General features: G+C 70.0%; 19 protein-coding genes. 4 read left to right on the top strand and 15 right to left on the bottom strand.

What is annotated here, in order from left to right; all coding sequences use genetic code 11:
* The coding region (locus ACO0E1_RS18795; protein ID WP_422875560.1) for a hypothetical protein at window positions 1-189 on the top strand (189 nt) is incomplete at its 5' end.
* A gap of 223 nt (window positions 190-412) precedes the next feature.
* On the opposite strand, the gene ACO0E1_RS18790 is transcribed toward ACO0E1_RS18795, so the two are convergent.
* From ACO0E1_RS18790 to otsA, 13 genes are all read right to left on the bottom strand, one after another.
* Window positions 413-1,183 (bottom strand): fumarylacetoacetate hydrolase family protein, encoded by a 771-nt coding sequence (locus ACO0E1_RS18790; RefSeq protein WP_281264919.1) that lies wholly within the window; start codon window positions 1,181-1,183, stop codon window positions 413-415.
* A gap of 30 nt (window positions 1,184-1,213) precedes the next feature.
* The gene (locus ACO0E1_RS18785; protein ID WP_422875559.1) at window positions 1,214-2,323 is read right to left on the bottom strand and encodes a branched-chain amino acid aminotransferase; all 1,110 of its coding nucleotides are present in this window, start codon (window positions 2,321-2,323) and stop codon (window positions 1,214-1,216) included.
* Between the two features lie 15 nt (window positions 2,324-2,338).
* Window positions 2,339-3,406 carry a 3-isopropylmalate dehydrogenase gene (locus ACO0E1_RS18780; RefSeq protein ID WP_422875558.1) on the bottom strand — a complete coding sequence of 356 codons (1,068 nt, stop codon included), beginning with the start codon at window positions 3,404-3,406 and terminating at the stop codon, window positions 2,339-2,341.
* A gap of 10 nt (window positions 3,407-3,416) precedes the next feature.
* Window positions 3,417-5,006: a phosphoglycerate dehydrogenase gene (gene serA / locus ACO0E1_RS18775; RefSeq protein ID WP_422875557.1), complete on the bottom strand. Its 1,590-nt coding sequence runs from the start codon at window positions 5,004-5,006 to the stop codon at window positions 3,417-3,419.
* 147 nt (window positions 5,007-5,153) lie between these two features.
* Window positions 5,154-5,531: a hypothetical protein gene (locus tag ACO0E1_RS18770; RefSeq protein WP_422875556.1), complete on the bottom strand. Its 378-nt coding sequence runs from the start codon at window positions 5,529-5,531 to the stop codon at window positions 5,154-5,156.
* Window positions 5,528-5,992, bottom strand: coding sequence for a hypothetical protein (locus ACO0E1_RS18765; protein ID WP_422875555.1), 465 nt, complete (start codon window positions 5,990-5,992; stop codon window positions 5,528-5,530). The genes ACO0E1_RS18770 and ACO0E1_RS18765 overlap by 4 nt, the downstream gene beginning before the upstream one ends.
* A gap of 60 nt (window positions 5,993-6,052) precedes the next feature.
* Complete coding sequence (locus ACO0E1_RS18760; protein ID WP_422875554.1) at window positions 6,053-7,243, bottom strand: mannitol-1-phosphate 5-dehydrogenase; 1,191 nt, start codon at window positions 7,241-7,243, stop codon at window positions 6,053-6,055.
* A gap of 213 nt (window positions 7,244-7,456) precedes the next feature.
* Entirely contained in the window at window positions 7,457-8,482 is a 1,026-nt protein-coding gene (ilvC, locus tag ACO0E1_RS18755; RefSeq protein WP_422875553.1) for a ketol-acid reductoisomerase, read from the bottom strand.
* A gap of 46 nt (window positions 8,483-8,528) precedes the next feature.
* The gene (gene ilvN / locus ACO0E1_RS18750) at window positions 8,529-9,029 is read right to left on the bottom strand and encodes an acetolactate synthase small subunit (protein WP_144763790.1); all 501 of its coding nucleotides are present in this window, start codon (window positions 9,027-9,029) and stop codon (window positions 8,529-8,531) included.
* On the bottom strand, window positions 9,026-10,849 hold the full coding sequence (locus tag ACO0E1_RS18745; RefSeq protein ID WP_281264927.1) for an acetolactate synthase large subunit: 1,824 nt from the start codon (window positions 10,847-10,849) through the stop codon (window positions 9,026-9,028). The genes ilvN and ACO0E1_RS18745 overlap by 4 nt, the downstream gene beginning before the upstream one ends.
* Before the next feature lie 47 nt (window positions 10,850-10,896).
* Window positions 10,897-12,591 carry a dihydroxy-acid dehydratase gene (gene ilvD / locus ACO0E1_RS18740; protein WP_413601638.1) on the bottom strand — a complete coding sequence of 565 codons (1,695 nt, stop codon included), beginning with the start codon at window positions 12,589-12,591 and terminating at the stop codon, window positions 10,897-10,899.
* Window positions 12,592-12,731: 140 nt separating this feature from the next.
* Window positions 12,732-13,529, bottom strand: a complete 798-nt coding sequence (gene otsB / locus ACO0E1_RS18735) for a trehalose-phosphatase (protein ID WP_422875552.1) — start codon at window positions 13,527-13,529, stop codon at window positions 12,732-12,734.
* Entirely contained in the window at window positions 13,522-15,105 is a 1,584-nt protein-coding gene (gene otsA, locus ACO0E1_RS18730) for an alpha,alpha-trehalose-phosphate synthase (UDP-forming) (protein ID WP_422875551.1), read from the bottom strand. The genes otsB and otsA overlap by 8 nt, the downstream gene beginning before the upstream one ends.
* A gap of 137 nt (window positions 15,106-15,242) precedes the next feature.
* Here otsA and ACO0E1_RS18725 point away from each other — a divergent pair, with 137 nt between their 5' ends.
* A complete protein-coding gene (locus ACO0E1_RS18725; RefSeq protein WP_422875550.1) occupies window positions 15,243-17,786 on the top strand; it encodes a hypothetical protein in 2,544 nt (847 codons plus the stop codon).
* A gap of 78 nt (window positions 17,787-17,864) precedes the next feature.
* Window positions 17,865-18,836, top strand: a complete 972-nt coding sequence (locus ACO0E1_RS18720; protein ID WP_422875549.1) for a magnesium transporter CorA family protein — start codon at window positions 17,865-17,867, stop codon at window positions 18,834-18,836.
* Window positions 18,837-18,971: 135 nt separating this feature from the next.
* Here the strand turns inward: ACO0E1_RS18720 and ACO0E1_RS18715 are convergent, their stop codons facing one another.
* Window positions 18,972-20,123 (bottom strand): SLC13 family permease, encoded by a 1,152-nt coding sequence (locus ACO0E1_RS18715; RefSeq protein WP_422875548.1) that lies wholly within the window; start codon window positions 20,121-20,123, stop codon window positions 18,972-18,974.
* An 86-nt stretch (window positions 20,124-20,209) separates the two neighbouring features.
* Here ACO0E1_RS18715 and ACO0E1_RS18710 point away from each other — a divergent pair, with 86 nt between their 5' ends.
* The gene (locus ACO0E1_RS18710) at window positions 20,210-20,401 is read left to right on the top strand and encodes a hypothetical protein (RefSeq protein ID WP_281264934.1); all 192 of its coding nucleotides are present in this window, start codon (window positions 20,210-20,212) and stop codon (window positions 20,399-20,401) included.
* 99 nt (window positions 20,402-20,500) lie between these two features.
* Here the strand turns inward: ACO0E1_RS18710 and ACO0E1_RS18705 are convergent, their stop codons facing one another.
* On the bottom strand, window positions 20,501-21,658 hold the full coding sequence (locus ACO0E1_RS18705; RefSeq protein ID WP_422875547.1) for a mechanosensitive ion channel family protein: 1,158 nt from the start codon (window positions 21,656-21,658) through the stop codon (window positions 20,501-20,503).
* Between the last annotated feature and the right edge of the window lie 129 nt (window positions 21,659-21,787).

Here is a 21,787-nt window from a genome sequence, read left to right as displayed (position 1 = left end):
TCCACAAGTGAAGGCAACGGGGTCAATAAATTGGCATTGACAATGTGCACGCTGTTGAGTTCTCAAGGACCAGACGCGCCGAGCTTCTTCTCCCTGGAGGGAATGCCCGCTCGGGCAACTTCGGTACTGTACCACTACTTCAGTGGCGGTCTTTCGACCGGCTTCATTGGAGTGGGTGGTCCCGCTTGAGGTCGGCTCGGCCGGACTGCATCACCGGGGCTTTCGCTCCGGGTGACCGTCTCGGCTTCTCCGCCGCACCTTTGGGGTGACGAGTAAGAACTCTACGCACGATCCGCGGATCGGGCAAACCGGGGCTGCACGACGGCGTGTCGCCCGGAACGACGGGGAACAGGTGTCGTCGAACGACGAAGGGCCCCACATCCGTGTGGATGCGGGGCCCTTCGGTTGGTCGTCACTTGCGGGCGATGACCGGGTTCTTCAACGTGCCGATGCCGGAGATGGTCACCTCGACGACCTCGCCGTCACGGATCTCCCCCACGCCGGCGGGGGTGCCGGTGAGGATGACGTCCCCGGGCAGGAGCGTCCAGATCGACGACACGAACTCGATGAGCGACGGGATGTCGTGCACCATCTCGCTCGTCGACGCCACCTGGCGCAGGTCTCCGTCGACGCGGGTCTCGAGACGGATGTCCGACGGGTCGATCTCGGTCTCGATCACCGGGCCGAGCGGGCAGAACGTGTCGAACCCCTTCGCCCGGGTCCACTGGCCGTCGCGAGCCTGGAGGTCACGGGCGGTCACGTCGTTCGCGATCGTGTACCCGAGGATGACGCTCGCGAAGTCCTCTCGCGTGACGTTCTTGGCGAGGGACCCGATCACGATGGCGAGTTCGCCCTCGTGGTCGACGCGGCCGACGCCCTCCGGCAGGCGGATGGGGTCGTCCGGACCGATGACCGAGGTGTTCGGCTTGAGGAACACCACGGGGTCGTCCCCCGACACGTCGTCCATCTCGTCGGCGTGCTCGGCGTAGTTGAGCCCGACGCCGATCACCTTGGAGCGCGGGATCACCGGTGCGAGGAGCTTCGCTTCCGACAGGGGCACCCGCTCCCCCGTGGTCTCGAAGCCCTGGTACATCGGGTCTCCCGCGAGCACCACCAGAGCGCGCTCGTCGAGGATGCCGTACCGGGGGTCTTCACCCTTGCTGCTGAACCGTGCGATCTTCACCGTTCGACCCTACCGACGCCGAGCCCGGGATCAGGACGCGTCGGTCAGCTTGGTCATCCACCCGTGCGGGTCGGGACGACGGCCGGACTGGATGTCGGTGAGCTCCTCACGGAGGGACATCGTCAGTTCGCCGGCACCGACGGTGGGCGAGCCGATCGTGAAGCCGTCGCCGCGGAGCTCGGCGATCGGGGTCACCACGGCGGCGGTGCCGCACGCGAAGGCCTCGGTGATGGAGCCGTCCGCGACGCCGTCACGCCACTCGTCGAGGGTCACCCGTCGCCGCTCGACCCGCAGGCCGCGGTCTTCCGCGAGCTGCAGGATCGAGTCGCGCGTGATCCCTTCGAGGATGGAGTCCGAGTCGGGCGTCACGAGCGTCCCGTCGGACCGCACCAGCACGACGTTCATGCCGCCGAGCTCTTCGAGGTACTTGCCCTCTTCGGAGTCGAGGAACATCACCTGCTGGCAGCCGTGCTCGTACGCCTCTTGCTGGGGCAGCAGCGACGCGGCGTAGTTGCCGCCGGTCTTGGCGGCACCGGTGCCACCACGGCCCGCTCGGGCGTAGTTCGACGACAGCCAGATGGACACCGGCTTCGGACCGGACGTGAAGTACGCGCCGGCCGGGCTCGCGATGCAGTGGTACGACACCGCCTGGGCCGCACGGACCCCGAGGAACGACTCGGTGGCGATCATGAACGGCCGCAGGTACAGGCTCGTCTCCGGGGCACCCGGTACCCAGTCGACGTCGGTCCGGACCAGCTGTCGGATCGACTCGACGAACACCTCGACGGGCAGCTCCGGCAGCGCGAGACGGCGGGCCGAGCGCTGGAACCGCTTGGCGTTCGCTTCCGGACGGAACGTCCACACCGAGCCGTCGGCGTGCCGGTACGCCTTCAGGCCCTCGAAGATCTCCTGCGCGTAGTGCAGCACGCTGGCGCTGGGGTCGAGCGACAGCGGTCCGTACGGGTGGATCGACGCGTCGTGCCAGCCGGCGTCGAGCGTCCACTCGACGGTGGCCATGTGGTCGGTGAAGTGCTTGCCGAACCCGGGGTCCGCCAGGATCGTCTCGCGCTCCGCCTCGGCACGGCGCTCAGCGGACGGGGTGGTGGAGAACTCGAGTCCGAAGACTGTCTCGGTGCTCATCGGTGTGGCTCCCTTTCAGGCGGTGGTGGTGCGCGCTGTGGCCGCGGCGGCGATGGCGTCGCCGATCTCGGCCGTGCGACGCTGCGTGGTGCCCCGGTCAGCCAGGTCCGCTTCCACCGCCCGTGTCACCGCCGTCGCCAGGTCACCCCGACCGATGTGGTCGAGGAGGAGTGCGACGGAGAGGATGGCGGCCGTGGGATCGGCCTTCTGCTGACCCGCGATGTCCGGCGCGGATCCGTGCACCGGCTCGAACATGCTGGGGAAGGTGCCGTCCGGGTTGATGTTGCCCGAGGCCGCCAGACCGATGCCGCCGCTGATCGCGCCGGCCAGGTCGGTGATGATGTCACCGAAGAGGTTGTCGGTGACGATGACGTCGAACCTAGCAGGCTCCCGCACCATGTGGATGGTGACGGCGTCGACGTGCTGGTAGTCCACGGTGACGTCCGGGTACTCCTGCCCCACCGCTGCGACCGTGCGCTGCCAGAGCGCCCCGGCGTTCACGAGCACGTTGCTCTTGTGCACGAGCGTCAGGTGCTTGCGGGGACGACGGTCAGCCAGGTCGAACGCGTAGCGCACGGTGCGCTCGACTCCGTACGCCGTGTTCACCGAGACCTCGGTCGCGATCTCGTGCGGTGTGCCGACGCGGATCGCTCCCCCGTTGCCGACGTACGGTCCCTCGGTTCCTTCGCGGACGACGACGAAGTCGACGTCCCCCGGGGAGGCCAGTGGTGTGACGACCGATTCGTAGACCTTCGTCGGACGCAGGTTGACGTAGTGGTCGAAGGCGAACCGCAGCTTCAGCAGCAGCCCACGCTCGATGATGCCGCCGGCCAGGCGGGGATCACGGGGATCCCCGCCGACCGCGCCGAGCAGGATCGCGTCGTGCGACGCGACGGCAGCCATGTCGTCGTCCGTCAGGATGTCGCCGGTCTCGAGGAACCGGGTGGCTCCGAGCGAGAACGGGGTCTCCTCGACGACGAGGTCGTCCGGGGTGACGGCGCGCAGGACCTTGAGGGCCTCGTCCACGACCTCCGGGCCGATCCCGTCCCCACGGATGACAGCGAGCTTGAGCGTCTGCGTCATGAGTGCTCTCCTACAGCGTGATGTCGATCTCGCGGAGCGAGGAGGCGTCGATCGTCGAACGGACGTGCTCGAGGATCTCCGCCGGCACGGGTGAGTCGACGGTCAGGACGCTGAGCGCCTGACCACCGGCCGAGTGCCGGGCGATCTGCATGGCGGCGATGTTGATGCCCGCCTCGCCGAACTCCTTGCCGTACACCGCGACGATGCCGGGCCGGTCCGTGTAGTCCATGACCACGTGGTGCTTGTCGAGGGCGACCTCGACGTCGTAGCCGTTGATCTCCACGAGCTTCTCGACCTGCTTCGGGCCGGTGAGCGTGCCGGAGACGCTGATCGCCGGGCCGTCGGACTGGGCGCCGCGGATCGTCAGCACGTTGCGGTACTCAGGGCTGTCCTTGTCGGTGATGAGCCGGACGCTGACCCCACGCTGCTCCGCGATGAGCGGGGCGTTCACGTAGGACACCTGGTCGCTCACGACGTCGGTGAAGACGCCCTTGAGCGCCGCCAGCTTGAGGACGCTGACGTCGAACTCGGCGAGCTCGCCGTGCACCTCGACGTCGATGCTGGTCACCGGCGAGGTGGCGAGGGCCGTGAAGACCTGGCCGAGCTTCTCGACGAGCGGGATGCCGGGGCGCACGTACGGGTCGATGACGCCGCCGGCGACGTTCACCGCGTCGGGGACGAGCTCTCCGCCGAGGGCGAGCCGCACCGACTTGGCGACCGAGACGCCCGCCTTCTCCTGCGCTTCGTCGGTGGACGCGCCGAGGTGCGGCGTGACGACGACGTTCGGCAGCGCGAGGAGCGGCGAGTCCGTCGGGGGCTCCGACACGAAGACGTCGAGGCCGGCACCGGCGATCTGGTTCGACGTGAGCGCTCGGTGCAGCGCGTCTTCGTCGATGAGGCCACCGCGGGCGACGTTCACCACGAAGGCCGTCGGCTTCATGATCGCGAACTGGTCGTCCGAGATCATGCCGAGGGTCTCCGGCGTCTTCGGCATGTGGATCGTGACGAAGTCGGCGCGCCGCAGCAGGTCGTCGAGGGAGACGAGCTCCACCCCGAGCTGCTGCGCACGAGCGGTCGTGACGTAGGGGTCGTACGCGATGACCGAGACGCCGAAGGCCTGCAGGCGCTGGGTGATCAGCGCGCCGATGCGGCCGAGGCCGATGATGCCGACGGTCTTCTCGTAGAGCTCGACACCGGTGTATGCGGAACGCTTCCACGCGCCGGCCGCGAGCGACGCGTGCGCCGCCGGGATGTGCCGCGCGAGCGACAGGATGTGCCCGACCGTCAGCTCGGCGGCCGAGATGATGTTCGACGTCGGGGCGTTGACGACCATCACGCCGGCCGTGGTGGCCGCCTTGATGTCGACGTTGTCGAGGCCGACACCCGCACGGGCGACGACCTTGAGGTTCGGGGCTGCGGCGATCGCTTCGGCGTCGACCTTGGTGGCGGAGCGCACCAGGATGGCGTGCGCGTCGGCGAGGGAGGCCAGGAGTGCGGAGCGGTCGGTGCCGTCCACGTTCCGGATCTCGAAGTCGGGCCCGAGGGCGTCGACTGTGGCGGGCGAGAGTTCTTCGGCGATCAGGACGACCGGCTTCGGCACAGCTGCTGTTTCCTCACACGAGACGGGCGGTATCCCACCATCGTATCGACGCGAGCAGGCCGTTACGACCGCGGCAGGAGCCCTGTGGAGGACCACATGACGGGCGGGAGGCTCGTGGCGGCGTCGCCACGGGCCTCCTGTCCGGTGTCAGGAACCGATGCGGAGCGTCGAGGACACGTACTGCAGGAGCGTGAACCAGAGCGCGGAGACCGCGCAGAGCGCGGCGACGAAGACGACGACGGTGCGGACCAGGTCCATCCTGCGCGACACCAGCCAGGCGGCGACGAACGCGGCCGGCGCGATCAGCACGTCGAGGACGAGCGCCACCCACGGCGTCGAGGTCTCGAGGCCGGTGCCGCCGTTCTTCCGGACGAACTCGTTGAAGTCCGACACGGACTTCGAGACGCCGACGAGGTTGCCGACGGCCTGCCAGGTGACGTACGCCAGGCACACGGCCGCGACGCCCCAGACGACGGCCTTGCCGATGGTGACCGTGCGCTGCCGCTCGGTGACGGCGGCGCTCACCCGAAGCTCCTGGTCATGATGAACGGCCACGGGATGAGGACGACCGCCCCGATGAGGAGCCAGACGAACTTGGTGCGGTTCCTGCTCCCCTGCCCGAGCCAGAGCGTGGCGGCGAACCAGAACGCCGGTGCCATGATCGCGAGGACGCGCATGACCTCGGACACGATGCCCGCCACACCGGAACCGGTGACGGTGAGGAGGCTCGCGCTGACGAGCCACGCGACCGTGTAGAGCAGGTAGATGCCACCGAAGACGCCCATGCCGACGAGTGCGCTCGAACCGAGTGGTTCCTCGGGGTCGTGCTCGCGGCGCGCCTTGACGCGGACCGGGTTGTGCGCGGCGTCGACGTGGGTGGCGTCGTCCGCGTCGCCCCACTGCAGGGCTGCGTCGTCGTCGTGGTCGAGCGCGCCGTCCGGCGGGGACGCCGCGGCGTCGTGGTGTGCTGGAGGTGCCGGGGTCATGCCCACGATTCTACGAGAGACGCGGCGCCCTCGGGACCGGACGGCCGGCTGCGGACGACGTCAGGCGTCGGCGGCCTGGGACTCGAGCACCTCGGCGACGACGTCCCGGACGGACGGGAACAGCGGGTGGCTCTCCATGAGACCGGTCAGGATCTCGGTGAGCGCGTGCGCCGTGGCCCCCGACCGGAGCAGCGCGTGCAGCTCGATCGACTCCGGGTCGTTCTCGTCGTCGAACTCGAGCGCGACGCGGACTGCGCCGAGCAGGTGCTCGACGGGGAGGCCGCGCTCGGCGAGCTGCGCCGCGGGACCGACGAAGCGTTCGCGGCGCCCGAGCTTCCGGAGCGGGTTCCGACCGACGCGGACGGTGGTGTCCGGCAGGTGCGGGTTCGCGATGCGGGAGAGGTTCGCGGCCACGTAGCGCGCGTGTTCCTCGGGGTCGAAGCCGTGCTTCGCGATGAGGAGCGCGGTCGTCTCCGCGAGGACGCCGTCGACCTCGGCCTTCACGGCGGTGTCCTCCAGCGCTTCACGGATGAGCCGGATCCCGCGGACGTAGCCGTGGTAGGCGGCCGTCGCGTGGGCCGTGTTCACCGTGTAGAGCTTGCGCTCGACGAACGGCTGCAGGTCGTCCACCCAGGTCACCCCCTCGATCTCCGGGGGCTCGGCGTCCGAGCTCGCGAAGGGCGTGCGCTCGATGACCCACTCGTAGAACGGCTCGAGCACGACGTCGAGGCCGCCGGACTGCCCGAGGACGCCGGACTGGTCGGGGACGATGCGGTCGATCGCGCAGTTCGCGAAGACGGCGGCGATGTCGCGGTCCTCGAGGATCGGAGCGCGACGGATGCTGGCGTGCAGGGAGTCGGTGGCGTTGAAGGCGTTCTCGCACGCGACGATCGTGACGTCACCGCGCTCGAGCCCTCGCGCCGCGAGCCCCTCGGCGATGACCGGTGCGACGAGCGGCAGCGTGCGGGCACCGACGGCCGTGGTGACGACGTCGGCCTCGGCGATCGCCCTGACCACGGCATCGCGGTCGGTCTTGCTGCTGAGCGCACGGAAGCCGTAGACGAGGTGCTCGACCGGCATCTCGCCGACCTCGTGCACCACGAAGCGACCGGCTTCGTTGAGGGCCTGGACGACCCGCTCGTCGACGTCGACGAAGGTCAGCTCGTAGCCGCTGGCCACGAGGAACTGGCCCACGAATCCGCGCCCGATCTTGCCGGCGCCGATGTGGACCGCTCGCTTCGTCACCGCCATCCGTCGATCATCCCATGCCGATCGGTACGGTTCTGCCACCGTGCGGGCGCCACGGACGACGCATGTCGCGCAACGCGCTGAGCGTCGCCTGAGGGACGCCGGTCGGGGGCGTCGGAGCTGTTGGAGTGCTGCTGCATAACGTTCGGGTCACATCGAGAGGCGGCGGTGCACGGGTGCACACCGCCGCCTCGTCGTCGAGTGGTCTGGGGAAGACTACCGCGCTGCGGAACCGTCGACGTAGTCGGAGTCCGACTGCTTCCACGCGAACAGCTTGCGCAGCTCGCGACCGGTCGCCTCGATCGGGTGGCCCTCGCCCTTCTCGCGGAGCGCCTTGAACTCCGGCGCACCGGCGTCCTGGTCGTCGATGAAGCGCTTGGCGAAGGTGCCGTCCTGGATGTCGGCGAGCACCGCCTTCATGTTCTCCTTGACCTCGGGCGAGATCACGCGGGGGCCGGAGACGTAGTCACCGAACTCGGCGGTGTCGGAGATCGACCAGCGCTGCTTGGTGAGGCCGCCCTCCCAGATGAGGTCGACGATGAGCTTGAGCTCGTGGAGCACCTCGAAGTAGGCGATCTGCGGCTGGTAGCCCGCCTCGACGAGGGTCTCGAAGCCGTACTGGATGAGCTGCGACGTGCCACCGCAGAGGACGGCCTGCTCACCGAACAGGTCGGTCTCGGTCTCCTCGGTGAAGGTGGTCTTGATGCCGCCGGAGCGGAGGCCACCGATCGCCTTGGAGTAGGACCACGCGAGGTCCCAGGCGGAGCCGGACGCGTCGACCTCGACGGCGACGATCACGGGGACGCCACGGCCGGCCTCGTACTCGCGGCGCACGGTGTGGCCGGGGCCCTTCGGCGCGACGAGCGACACGTCGACGCCCTCCGGTGCCTGGATGTAGCCGTAGCGGATGTTGAAGCCGTGGCCGAAGACGAGGGTCGCACCCTGCTTGAGGTTCGGCTCGATGTCGTCCTTGTAGACGATGCGCTGGACCTGGTCCGGCGCGAGGATCACGACGACGTCGGCCCACTTGGTGACCTCGGCAGGGGTGAGGACCTCGAAGCCCGCCTCCTCGGCCTTCTGGCGACTCTTCGAGCCCTCCTTCAGACCGATCTTCACCTCGACGCCGGAGTCGCGGAGGTTGAGGGCGTGGGCGTGGCCCTGCGAGCCGTAGCCGATGACCGCGACCTTCTTGCCCTGGATGAGGGTCAGGTCGGCGTCGGCGTCGTACACGATGTCAGTCACGGTGCGTGATCTCCTTGGTTGTGGTTCGTTCGGGGCCGGGTGGCGCTCAGCGCACCCGGTCGGTGATGCTCTTCGGTCCGCGGCCCATGCCGAGGAGGCCCGCTCGGGCGAGCTCCTTGATCCCGTAGGGCTCGAGCACGCGGAGGATCGCCTGGATCTTGCCGGGGTCGCCGGTCACCTCGACGATGAGCGAGTCGTTCGCGACGTCGACGACCTGGGCGCGGAACAGGTTCACTGCTTCGAGCACGGCCGAGCGCGTCTGGTTGTCGACACGGACCTTCACGAGCATGTGCTCGCGCTGGACCGACTGCGAGAAGTCGAGTTCGACGATCTTGATGACGTTGACGAGCTTGTTGAGTTGCTTGGTCACCTGCTCGAGCGGCAGGTCCTCGACGTCGACGACGACCGTGATGCGGGAGAGGCCCGCGACCTCGGTGTTGCCGACGGCGAGGGACTCGATGTTGAAACCGCGGCGGGCGAAGAGGCCGGCGACGCGGGTCAGCAGACCCGGCTTGTCCTCGACCAGGAGGGACAGGACGTGGCTCATGCGGTCTCCCCCGTCATGTCGGCGTCTTCCTCGTCCCAGGTGGGAGCGAGGGCCTGGGCGTACTCGATCGACGAGTTGCTGACACCCTGCGGGACCATCGGCCAGACCATCGAGTCACGGCTCACGACGAAGTCGATCACCACGGGGCGGTCGTTCGTCTCGAGCGCCAGCTTGATCGCCGCGTCGACCTCGTCGGCCTTCTCGACGCGGATGCCGAGGGCACCGTAGGCGTCGGCGAGCTTGACGAAGTCCGGCACACGACGCGTCGAGTGTCCGGTCTCCAGGTCGGTGAACGAGTGACGGCCGTCGTAGAACAGCGTCTGCCACTGCCGCACCATGCCGAGCGACGAGTTGTTGATGATCGCGACCTTGATCGGGATGTCGTTGATGACGCAGGTCGCGAGTTCCTGGTTCGTCATCTGGAAGCAGCCGTCGCCGTCGATCGCCCACACCACCCGGTCGGGCTCTGCGACCTTCGCGCCCATCGCGGCGGGGACCGAGTAGCCCATCGTCCCGGCGCCGCCGGAGTTCAGCCACGCGTTCGGGCGCTCGTACTGGATGAACTGCGCCGACCACATCTGGTGCTGGCCGACCCCGGAGGCGTAGATGCCCTCGGGTCCGGTGAGCTCGCCGATGCGCCGGATGATCGCCTGCGGGGCGAGCAGTCCGTCGGTGGGTTCCGCGTACCCGAGTGGGAAGTCGACCTTGAGCTGGCGGAGCTTCGTCCACCAGTCGGCCGTCGACGCGCGGTCCTCGACGGGAATGCCGCCCCACGCATCGAGCAGGTCGATGAGCACCTCGCGCGCGTCGCCCACGATCGGGACGTCGGCGAAGCGGATCTTCGAGATCTCGGCGGGGTCGATGTCGACGTGCACGACCTTGGCATCGGGCGCGAACTCGTCGGCCTTGCCCGTCACGCGGTCGTCGAACCGGGCGCCGAGCGCGACGATCAGGTCGCTGTCCTGCAGGCCGAGCACCGCGGGGACGGTGCCGTGCATGCCGGGCATGCCGAGGTGCTGCGGGTGCGAGTCCGGGAATGCCCCGCGAGCCATCAGCGTCGTGACGACGGGCGCACCCGTGGCCTCGGCGAACGCGAGCAGTTCTGCCGTCGCGCGGGAGCGGACGACGCCGCCGCCGACGTAGAGCACCGGACGCTCGGCCCCGGCGAGGAGCTGCGCGGCCGCGGTGATCTGCTTGCCGTGCGCCTTGGTGACCGGCCGGTAGCCGGGCAGGTCGATCTTGGGCGGCCAGACGTACGGCGCCGACTTCTGCTGGGCGTCCTTCGTGATGTCCACCAGCACGGGACCGGGGCGTCCGGTCGTCGCGATGAGGTGCGCAGCGGCCAGGGTCGCCGGCACGTCGGCGGGGTCGGTCACGAGGAACGAGTGCTTCGTGATCGGCATGGTGATGCCGACGATGTCCGCTTCCTGGAAGGCGTCGGTGCCCATCAGCGTCGAGAACACCTGGCCGGTGATCGCGATGAACGGCACCGAGTCCATGTAGGCGTCGGCGATCGCGGTGACGAGGTTCGTCGCGCCGGGACCGGACGTCGCGATGGCGACGCCGACCTTGCCGGACGCGGACGCGTAGCCCTCGGCGGCGTGGCCGGCGCCCTGCTCGTGGCGGACCAGGATGTGGCGGATCGTCTTCGACGCCATGAGCTCGTCGTAGAACGGGATGATCGCGCCGCCGGGCAGCCCGAAGACGTCGGTGATCCCGAGGTGCTCGAGGGTCCGGAGGACGGCTCCCGAGCCGGTCAGGACCTCTGGAGTGCGACGCGCTCCGGTGGCCGCGGACAGCGGTGTGGCTTCCGTGGGCATGAAGGGTTCCTTGCCTGGAGAGATGGCAGTGGTGCGGGTGTCGAACGCTAGCCCGTGACCGCGCCCTTGGCGGCGGACTGCACGAGCTTGGCGTACTTCGCGAGGACTCCGCGGGTGTAGCGCGGGGGCAGCGGAGCCCAGCCGTCACGGCGGGCTTCCAGCTCGGCAGGCTCGACCAGTAGGTCGAGCGAGCGAGCCGCGATGTCGACACGGATGCGGTCGCCATCGCGCACGAATGCAACTGGACCTGCGTCCACTGCTTCCGGTGCGATGTGGCCGATGCACAGGCCGGTTGTGCCGCCTGAGAATCGTCCGTCGGTCAAGAGTAGTACATCCTTGCCGAGGCCAGCGCCCTTGATGGCAGCGGTGATGGCGAGCATCTCGCGCATGCCGGGGCCGCCCTTGGGGCCCTCGTACCGGATGACGACGACGTCGCCCTTCTGGATCCTGCCCTCGGTGAGGGCGTCCATCGCGGAGCGCTCCCGGTCGAACACGCGCGCAGGGCCCTCGAACACCGATGCGTCGAAGCCCGCGGTCTTCACCACGGCGCCCTCCGGCGCGAAGGAGCCCTGCAGGATCGTCAGGCCACCGGTCTCGTGGATCGGGTTGTCGAGCTTGCGGAACACCTCGCCGTCGAGCTCCGGCGGGTCGATCTCGGCGAGGTTCTCCGCGACGGTCTTGCCCGTCACGGTCATGCAGTCGCCGTGCAGCAGCCCGGCGTCGAGCAGCGCCTTCATGATCACGGGGATGCCGCCGTTGCGGTCGACGTCGACCATGACGTACTTGCCGAAGGGCTTCATGTCCGCCAGGTGCGGGACCTTCGAGCCGATGCGGTTGAAGTCGTCGAGGCTCAGTTCGACCTCGGCCTCGTGCGCGATCGCCAGCAGGTGCAGGACGACGTTGGTCGAGCCGCCGAGCGCCATCGCGACGGCGATGGCGTTCTCGAACGCCTCGCGCGTCAGGATCTGCCGGGCGGTGATGCCGTGCTTGAGCATGTTCACGACGGCTTCACCCGAGCGGTGCGCGTAGTAGTCGCGGCGGCGGTCGGCGCTGGGCGGCGCGGCGGAGCCCGGGAGCGACATCCCGAGCGCCTCGGCGACCGAGGCCATGGTGTTCGCCGTGTACATACCGCCGCAGGCACCCTCGCCGGGGACGATCGCGCACTCGATCTTCTTGAGCTCTTCCTCGCTCATGGTGCCGGCCTTGCACGCGCCGACGCCCTCGAAGGAGTCGATGATCGTGACTTCCTTCATCGAGCCGTCGGCCTGCTTCACGTAGCCGGGCATGACCGACCCCGCGTAGAGGAAGACGCTCGCGAGGTCGAGGCGCGCGGCAGCCATGAGCATCCCGGGGAGCGACTTGTCGCACCCGGCGAGCAGGACGGTGCCGTCGAGACGCTCGGCGTTCACGACGGTCTCGACACTGTCGGCGATGACCTCACGCGAGACGAGGGAGAAGTGCATCCCCTCGTGACCCATCGAGATGCCGTCCGAGACGGAGATGGTGCCGAACTGCAGGGGGTACCCGCCCCCACCGTGGACGCCTTCCTTGGCGCCCTGGGCGAGCCGGTCGAGGCTCAGGTTGCACGGGGTGATCTCGTTCCAGGACGAGGCGATGCCGATCTGCGGCTTCTCCCAGTCCTCGTCCCCCATCCCGACAGCACGCAGCATGCCACGCGAGGTGGTTGCTTCGATCCCGTCGGTGACGACCCGGCTCCGCGGCTTGACGTCGATATCAGGCATGGAGTGAGTCTAGGACCGATTGGGATACCAGTGGCGCACTTCCATGCGTTCGCATCGGTCTGGGCCCACGCCGCCGGTTCCGGATCGACGCGCCAGCGGCGAGTCGGCCGTGCCGGTGGGGAGAGGTTGTGCTCACGTCCTCAGCGCACCGCACGCAGGCGCGCGAGCTGCTTCAGGACGTCGGTCAGCGCCGCCGGGTCGGCGACCCGGTGGCCGGCGAGCGTGTCGCCCTCCCCCACCTTCACGCCGACGTCGCCGTCGCGCAGCACCCGGAAGGCGTCCTCGTCGGTGACGTCGTCCCCGGCGAAGAACACCGCGTCGGCGCCACGGAGCTCGCGGAGCCGGTCGATGGCGTCGCCCTTCGTGACGTGTCGCACCGCGAACTCGAGGATGTCCTTGCCGCCGCGTTCGAGCACGTCGGCGTCCGCCTCGTGCGCCGCCGCACTCGCGGCGGCGTTCGCCTCGGCTGCGACCTCGGCGCTCACCCGGCGCGTGTGCACGCCGTGCCCGGCCGGCTTGTGCTCGATGACGACCCCGGGGAAGCGCTCCCCGACGGCGTCGAGCGCGGCACCGATCCGCGCGACGCGGTCGTGTTCCTCGGCGGTCAGTGCCTCTTGGTCGTGACCGTCGACGCGCCACTCGACGCCGTGCGAGCCGACGAGCGACATGTCCTCAGGGGCCTGCGTGACCCGGGCGAGCGAGTCGAGCGGGCGGCCGGAGACGAGCACCACCTCGGTGCCCTTCGCGCGCTGCAGCGTCAGGACCGCCGCCCAGCTCCCCGGCAGGGCACCGACCTGCCCGGGGTCGTCGGAGAAGGGCGCCAACGTGCCGTCGAAGTCCAGCGCGACCAGCAGCGTGCCGGACGCCGCCAGGTCCGCGAGGGCCGTGTCGAGCGCTGGAGCCGCCGTCTCGTCGACGTTCGTGGACTGGTCACGCATCACGGGCCTCCCGGGTGTCCTCTGCTGCACGCGCGGTCTGCGCGTCCTGGTCGAAGATCGACATGTTGTCGGTCTGTGCCTCGCGGTGCCGTTCCGCACCGGTCGGATCGATCCGCGCGTCGCGCGGGGCGTGCCGGTCGAGTGCCTCGAGGAACGAGCGCGACCAGCGGGCGACGTCGTTGTCGCGGACGCGCTTCCGGAGCGCACGCATCCGCGTCGAGCGCTCGCGCTTCGGCATCTCGATGGCGCGCTGGATCGAGTCCTTCAGGGCACCGATGTCGTGCGGGTTGATGATCACCGCCTGCTTGAGCTCGTCGGCCGCGCCGGCGAACTCGGAGAGGATCAGCACGCCGTCGTTGTCGAAACGCGTGGCGACGTACTCCTTCGCGACGAGGTTCATGCCGTCACGGAGCGCCGTCACGAGCATGATGTCGGCGGCCAGGTAGAGCGCCACCATCTCCTCGCGCGGGTAGCCGTGGTGCAGGTACGAGATCGGCTGGTGCGTGATCGTGCCGAGGTCGCCGTTCAGCCGCCCGACGCTCAGCTCGATCTCGTCGCGGAGCATCCGGTAGGTGTCGACGCGCTCGCGGCTCGGGCTCGCGACCTGCACGAGCGTGGCGTCCTCGACGTCGATCCGTCCGTCCTGGATGAGCTCGCCGAAGGCCTTGATGCGGTGCCGGATGCCCTTGGTGTAGTCGAGCCGGTCGACGCCGAGGAGCACGGTCTTCGGGTTGCCCAGCCCCCGTCGGATCTCGCGGGCGCGCTCCTGCACCTCGGGGCGGCGGGCGATCTCCTCGAAGCTCTCGGCGTCGATCGAGATCGGGAAGTGCCGCGCCTCGACGTGGCGGACGGTGACGCCCTTGCGGCTCCGCGGGGCGTTCGGGTCGTCGACGGGGACGTCGATCGTCGAGCCCTTCGTCGTGTAGCCCTTGATGTGCCGCACGGCACGGAGGAAGTCGCTGGCGTCGTCGTGCCGCTGGAAGCCGATCACGTCCGCGCCGAGCAGGCCGTCGAGGATCTGTGCACGCCATGGCAGCTGCGCGTAGATGCCGACCGGCGGGAACGGGATGTGGTTGAAGAAGCCGATCGTCAGGTCCGGGCGGAGTTCGCGGAGGAGCGCCGGGACGAGCTGCAGCTGGTAGTCCTGCACCCAGACGATGCCGTCCTGCTCGACGATCTCGGCGATCTGCTCGGCGAAGCGCTTGTTGACGCCCTTGTACGAGTTCCACCAGTCGCGGTGGTAGCTCGGGTGCTCGATGACGTCGTGGTAGAGCGGCCAGAGCGTGTCGTTGCTGAAGCCCTCGTAGTACTCCTCGACCTCGCTCGTGCTCAGCGGCACCGGGACGATGTGGATGCCCTCGTTGTCGAAGGGGTCCACCTCGACGTCCGGCTGCCCCACCCAGCCGACCCATGCACCGTCGTTCGCGCGCATCACCGGCTCGAGCGCCGTCACGAGCCCGCCGGGCGAGTGCCGCCAGCCCTCGTTGCCCTCGTCGTCCACGACGCGGTCGACGGGCAGGCGGTTGGAGGCGACGACGAAGGAGTACTTGGCGGAAGCGCTGTGGGGTGCTGGCACGGGTCCGAAGTTACCAGCGTGCCGACAGCAGATTCCCGGAGGATCCGCGGCTTCCGATATGCTGCATCCCGTGTCGGGGGGACACGGCGTGCCGGAGGGGCTGGCACGCGGCCGCCCGGCCGGAGAGGACTCCCGCCGTGAGCGACAACCCACCCGTCCCCCCTCGAGAGCCCGACGCTTCGCGTGAGCCCGACGCTCCTCGTGAGCCCGATGCGCTGGGCCGGCTCCTCCGCTCGATCGGCGGTCGGGACTGGCTGGCCGCGGCGATCGCCGGCGCCGGCGCCTGGGTCGCGGCCTACGTCGTCGCGGGGATCTCGCTGCTGCTGACCGTGGCGATCGTCGCCGTCGGGTCCGGGTCGTCCGGCGGCGCGTCGATCGACGGCGGGTTCGTGCCCGACTCGGGGGCGGCATCCTCCGCTCCCGACCTGCAGGGCCTGCTGTCCGGCATCAGCGTGCTGCTCGGGGCTCCTGCACAGCTCGTCGCCCTCGCCGACTTCGGACGACTGCACGTGTCCGGGTCCGTGCCCCTGTTCGGCCTCGCCGGCTCGGCATCCCTCGGCGTCGTGCCGGCGCTCGTGCTCGCGGCGCAGGTCGTCATCGCCGTCGTGCTCACCCGCCGCATCCGCAGCCGCTCGCTCGGCGTGCCGCAGCTCCTCGTCACCTCGGTGGTGACCGGGCTGGTGCTCACCGCGTTCACGACGCTGGCCGGACTCGTCCTCGCCATCCGGTTCCCGGCCTCGTCCGGGGTGTCGATCAGCGCCGTGCACGCGATCGGCATCGGCAGCATCCTCGGCGCGTTCGTCATCGGCGCGGTGTCCGCGCTCCTGGCCCGTCCGTCCGTGCTCGCACGCGGCCGGGTGCTCGCCGTCCGCACGCTCGGCACCGCTCGCGTCGCCGTCGGGCAGGTCGGGTTCCTCGTGGTGCTCATCACGGTCGTCCTGGTGGTCGTCGCACTCGTCGTCCAGCCGTCGTGGGGCTCGGCGCTGCCGCTCGTCGTGGGCAACCTGGCGTCGGCGATCGTGTCGCTCGGGTTCCTCGGCGGTGTCGGGGTGTCCGGCTTCGGCAGCGGCGCACAGACCGCCTCCGCGTTCAGCGGCGCGTCCGGCTGGCTCTGGCTGCTCGTGCTGTTCGTCGCCCTCACCGCCGTCGCCGCCGGACTCGCACTCGCCGTCCGACGGAACGACCGCGTCCGGACCACCCTCGACTGGGTCGTCTCACCAGCGGTCTGGCTCGTCGTCGGCGTGGTCGTGTTCGTGCTCGGCACCGGGGTGTTCTCGTACTCGGCGACCGGGTCGAGCGTCGTCGGCGGCTCCGGGTCGATGGGCGTCGCGCCGTGGACCCCGGTCGTGTTCGCCGCGTGGGGTGCGGCGATCGAGGTCGTCGCGCGGTACCTGGCGCCGGTGCTCGTCCCCCGCCTGGGATCGCGGATCGTCCTGTTCACCTCGCGCCTGGTCGGTGCGGACCCGCGACCGGTGGCACCCGGTTGGGCTGCGCCAGCAGCTGGCGCGGCGCCCGCGACCGGCACGGCGCCGTCGGCGGGCACGTCGGGTCCCGCTGCTGCACCCGCCGACACCACGTCGGCCGCCGGGTGGTCGGGTGTCCCGGCCGCCGGGGACCAGCCGACCGCTGATGCCGCGCAGCCGTTCGTCGGCGCGCCGCAGCCGTTCGTCGGCGCACCGCAGCCCTTCGTCGGGCCGGATGCGGCGAGCGCCGCCGCACCGATGTCGCCACGTGCCAAGAAGGTCCTGATCCGGTCGCTCGTCGCCGGCGGTGCCGTCGTGGTGGTGGTCGTGGCCGGCGCCGTGACCACCGGGATCCTGCGCTCGAACGTGTGGGGGCCTGCACCGACGGTCCGCAGCTACGTCGACGCGATCGCCCGGGGCGACGCCGCGACCGCCGAGCGGATGAGCGAGGTCCCCGAGGACGCCGCGATGCTCGACGCCGCCGTGCTGAAGAGCGCCACGAACCGCCCGGGCGACGTCCGTGTGGGGCGGGTCTCGACGAGCGGCGACCGTGCCGTGGCCACCGTGAGCTACACGCAGGGTGGCAAGAACCGCTCCGGTCAGGTGGAGCTCCGTCGGACCGGCACGAGCTGGCTCGTGAAGGACGAGTGGCGTGTCACCGCTCCCCTGGCGGAGTCCGTGTCGATCACCGCCGCGTCGGCGCTCGAGGGCGCCCCGGTCACGATCGGCGGCAAGCGGGTCGGGAAGATCTCGGACGGGACCTTCCGGTCGCTCGCCTACCCGGGCACCTACCGGGTCGAGGTCGGCGGGACGAAGTACTTCACCGGGGGCACGAAGACGCTGGCGATCGGCGGCTCGTCGAGCCCGTACGTCGACTTCACCCCGAAGCCGACGAAGCAGCTCACGACCGACGCGGAGAAGTTCGTCACGGACGAGATCACGACGTGCGCCGCGAAGACCGACGTCGACGCCCTGAGCGGCTGCCCCTGGTACGGGCCGTACGACGCCGACGGTGCGGTCAAGTACGAGGTGAAGACGATGCCGGAGCTCAAGGTGGAGACCTCGGGTTCCGGCAGCATCCAGGTGACGAGCACCTCGGACGGCGTGATCGGGTACGACTACACGTCGTACTTCGGGGACAGCGGGCACCTGGAGGACACCTTCGACGTCCACGAGTTCCTGAAGGTCGAGGACGGCAAGCTGGTCTCGGCCTACTGAGCCGGACCTGTACGGACTGCGCGCTCGGCGGGGCTTCCCCGCCGGGCGCGCAGTCGTCCCGTCACTAGGCTGGCGCCCATGGTCAGCACTCGCTCGTGGCGGAACGGATCGGCAGCCGAGCGGGACTTCCCCGTCGAGCGCATCTCGGACCTCGTCGCCGAGGACGACACGTTCGTCTGGATCGACTACACGGACCCGGACGCAGCGGACCTCGAACACGTCGAGGGCGAACTCGGCATCCACGCGCTCGCCGTCGAGGACGCGGTGGAACGCGGGCAGCGCCCGAAGCTCGACCGGTACCGCGACAGCCTGTTCCTGGTCGTCTACGACATCGCCGGGCGGAACCCGGACGGCTCGGTCGTCGTGCACGAGGTCAAGGCGTTCGTCACCCCGCGTGCCCTCGTCACGATCCACGGTGCCGACTTCGACATCGGGGAGGTCTCGAGTCGTCTCGACGCGAACGCCGACCAGGCCGACCACGGGGTGCCGTGGTTGGTGTGGGGACTGCTCGACGCGGTCGTCGACCATGCGTCCGCGGTGGTCGAGGACATCGAGCAGGACATCGACGAGCTCGAGGACGACCTGTTCGAACGCGGCAACCCCCGCGAGCAGCAGATCCAGCGCCGGTCGTTCGCGCTCCGGAAGGGTCTCGGGGTGATCCGACGGCTGGTCGTCCCGACGAAGGACAGCGTCGCGTCCCTGCTCCACGGGGACGCCGAGACGATCGCCGACGGCATCCGCCCGTACTTCCGCGACGTCGAGGACCACCTGGTGTCGATCGCCGACTCCGCCGACCAGCTGCGGGACGCCGTGTCGAGCGTGCTGGACACGAACCTCAACCTGGCGTCGAACCGGCAGAACACCGTCATGAAGAAGGTGACGAGCTGGGCGGCGATCATCGCGATCCCGACCGCCATCACGGGGTTCTTCGGGCAGAACGTGACGTTCCCCGGCGAGGGGCAGTGGGGCGGCCTGTTCGTCTCCGTGTCCCTCATCGTCGTGTCGAGCCTGGTGCTCTACCGCGTCTTCAAGCACCGCGACTGGCTGTAGCGGCGGCGGCGAGGGATCGAGGGAACAGAAATCGTCGGGTCAGCGCGGGGCACCCGACGATTTCTGTTCCCTCGATCGTGGGGGCGCGGGTGGGGGCGCGGGTGGGAGCGCGGGCGCGGGCGCCACCCCCCCGCGCTACACCCCCAGCGCGAGCACGCCGGCGACGACCGTCAGCGGCGCGACGACGCAGCCGAGCGCCATGTACTTGCCCCACGACAACCGGATGCCCTCGGCGGACAGCCGCGCGTGCCAGAGCAGCGTCGCGAGGGACGCCCACGGCGTGATGAGGCACCCGGCGTTCACCCCGATCAGCAGTGCCGCGTAGCGGAGGGCCTCGTGTCCGGCGGCCGGCTCGAGCACCAGGTACGCGGGCAGGTTGTCCATCACGTTCGCGGCGACCCCGCCGGCACCGGCGAGGAGGAGCAGCGACCCGGTGTCGGTGCCGCCGGAGAGCGCGCGCACGATCGGGTCGGTCACCCCGGTGGCGTGCAGCGTCTCGACGACGACGAACAGCCCGGCGGCGAACACCAGCGTCGACCACGGCACCCGCGACGGCCGCAGCTCGCCCGGTGCCCGGAACGCCGCGACGACCACGAGCACCACCGCGGCCGCGAGCGCCGCGATCCAGACGGTCACCCCGGCGGTGAGCGCGATGACGAGCGCGACGAGCACCACCGATGCGGCGGTGAAGAAGACCGGGTCGGCCGGACGACGGACGTCGACGGGCGTGTAGCGACCGAACAGCCGCCCGCGGAAGACGACGAGCAGCACGGCACACGGCACGACGACGCCGGCGAGCGCTGCCCACACCATGAGGCCGGCGAACGGGATCGGCCCGTCGAGCCCGATGCGGTCGACGGCGAGCAGGTTCGTCAGGTTCGAGACGGGCAGCAGGAGTGACGCGGTGTTCGCGAGCCACACGGTGGTCAGCGCGAAGGGCATCGGCGGGAGCCCGACCCGACGGGCCAGGGCGATCACGATCGGGGTGAGCAGCACCGCGGTGGTGTCGATCGACAGGAACACCGTGCACAGGACGGCGAGGACGACGACCGCTCCCCACAGCCCGATGGTCCGCCCGCCGCCGATGCGTGCGGCGACGTCGGCGAGGCGGTCGAACACGCCGGCGTCGGCGGCGAGCTCGGACACGATCGTGAGCCCGAGCACGAACCCGAGGACGGGCACGACCCGGTCGGCGAGCTCGGCGAGTTCGGGCAACGGGAGCAGCCCGAGGGCGACGCACACGGCGCCGACGACCAACAGACCTGCCCCGATGACGGCTTGACGCACGATGACTCCTCCATGAGCGGCCGCGATCGGCGGCGCTCCAATGTACAGACCAGTAGCGTGGATGCCGACGACGACAGGAGGAATCCGTGCGCAAGTTCTTGTTCAACGGTGCGGTGTGGAGTTCGATCATCAGCGGCTACAGCGTGCTGCAGACCACCAGGCAGGGGCCGCGCGACTGGCGCCTCGCCCTGACGTGGGTTGCCTGGTTGGCCACCACGATCGTGGCGATCGGCACGGTCGTCGAGGACGACCGCGCCGTCCGAGCGCGTCAGCCGTGAGCTGAACGCACCATCAGCCGGACGGCCCGACCGGGCCGCCTGACGGACGGGAGGCCCGGTGCCAGCTGGCACCGGGCCTCCCGTCTGCGCGGAACGCGCCTACTGCTCCGACCGCGGGACGTGCGCGGTCTGGATCGGACCGGTGAAGAGCGCTGCACGGTCGTCGTCGGGGGTGAAGAGCGCCGAGTCGGAGGCCGTCGACGCGGTCCGGCGGCGGGGCGCGACCTCGTCGACCATCTGCACCCGCTGGATCGGGAGCGCGTCCGGGTGGGTGCGCTGGATCCAGTCGACGAGCTCCTCGCGGATGTAGCAGCGCAGGTCGAACAGGGACGGGGCGTCGTGCGACGTCGCGAGCACCCTGACCCGCACGTACCCCTGCACCGCGTCGGTGACCTGCAGCACCTTCACGCGCTGGTCCCAGAGCTCGGTGCGGGACAGGATCCGGTCGAGCTCGACGCGCATCTCCCCCGGTCGCACCCGCCAGTCCAGGTCGAACTCCACGGCACCGAGCAGTTCGCTGTTCGTCCTCGTCCAGTTCTCGAACGGCGTCGACGTGAAGTAGGTCGAGGGCAGCACGAACCGGCGGTCGTCCCACAGGTGCACGACGACGTACGTCAGGGTGATCTCCTCGATGCGCCCCCACTGCTGCTCGACCACGACGACGTCGTCCACCCGGATCGAGCCGGAGAACGCCAGCTGCATGCCGGCGAAGACGTTGCCGAGCGTCGACTGCGCCGCGAGGCCCGCGATCACCGAGATGAGCCCGGCGGAGGCGAGGACGCTGGCGCCGGCGGCCTCGACCCCGGGGAACGTCAGCAGGATCGCGCCGACGCCGATGATCACGAGGACGGCGACGGTGAGGCGGCGGAGGATGAGGACCTGCGTGCGGATCCGCCGCGCGACCCGGTTGTCCGGCACGTCGACGCGGTACTTGTGGAGCCCCAGGCTCTCGAGGAAGATCGCCAGGCCGCACGCCAACCAGGTGCCGACGCCGATCGTGGCGACCAGGAACACGTGGGAGACGGTGTCCCGCCACCCGGAGGAGGACGTCGCTGGGATCGACGACGCGAAGGCGGCCCACAGCAGCGTGACGAGCAGCAGTGTCCTCGTCGGGTGCTTCGTCCGTCTGGACAGTGAGGCGGCCCAGCGTTCCCGCCGGCCGAGCGCGCGGAAGACGAGACGCAGGACCAGGGCGGCGACCGCGGTCACGAGCAGGGCGAACCCGATCGAGACGAGGAGTCGGAGGAGGATGTCCATGTCTCCATGCAACCAACGGACAGGAGGCGCGGGGGCCCCGGGCACCCCGCCTCCTGGGAGGGGCGTGCGGCAGCTTCGACGACGGGAGCGAGGCCACGGAGTCCGGGTGGTGCGACGCCCCCATCAACG

Origin of the sequence: Curtobacterium guangdongense (assembly GCF_049341845.1) — a bacterium.
Lineage (GTDB): Bacteria > Actinomycetota > Actinomycetes > Actinomycetales > Microbacteriaceae > Curtobacterium > Curtobacterium guangdongense.
Note: the sequence above shows the minus strand (reverse complement) of the source record. Positions and strands in the feature narration are given on the sequence as shown.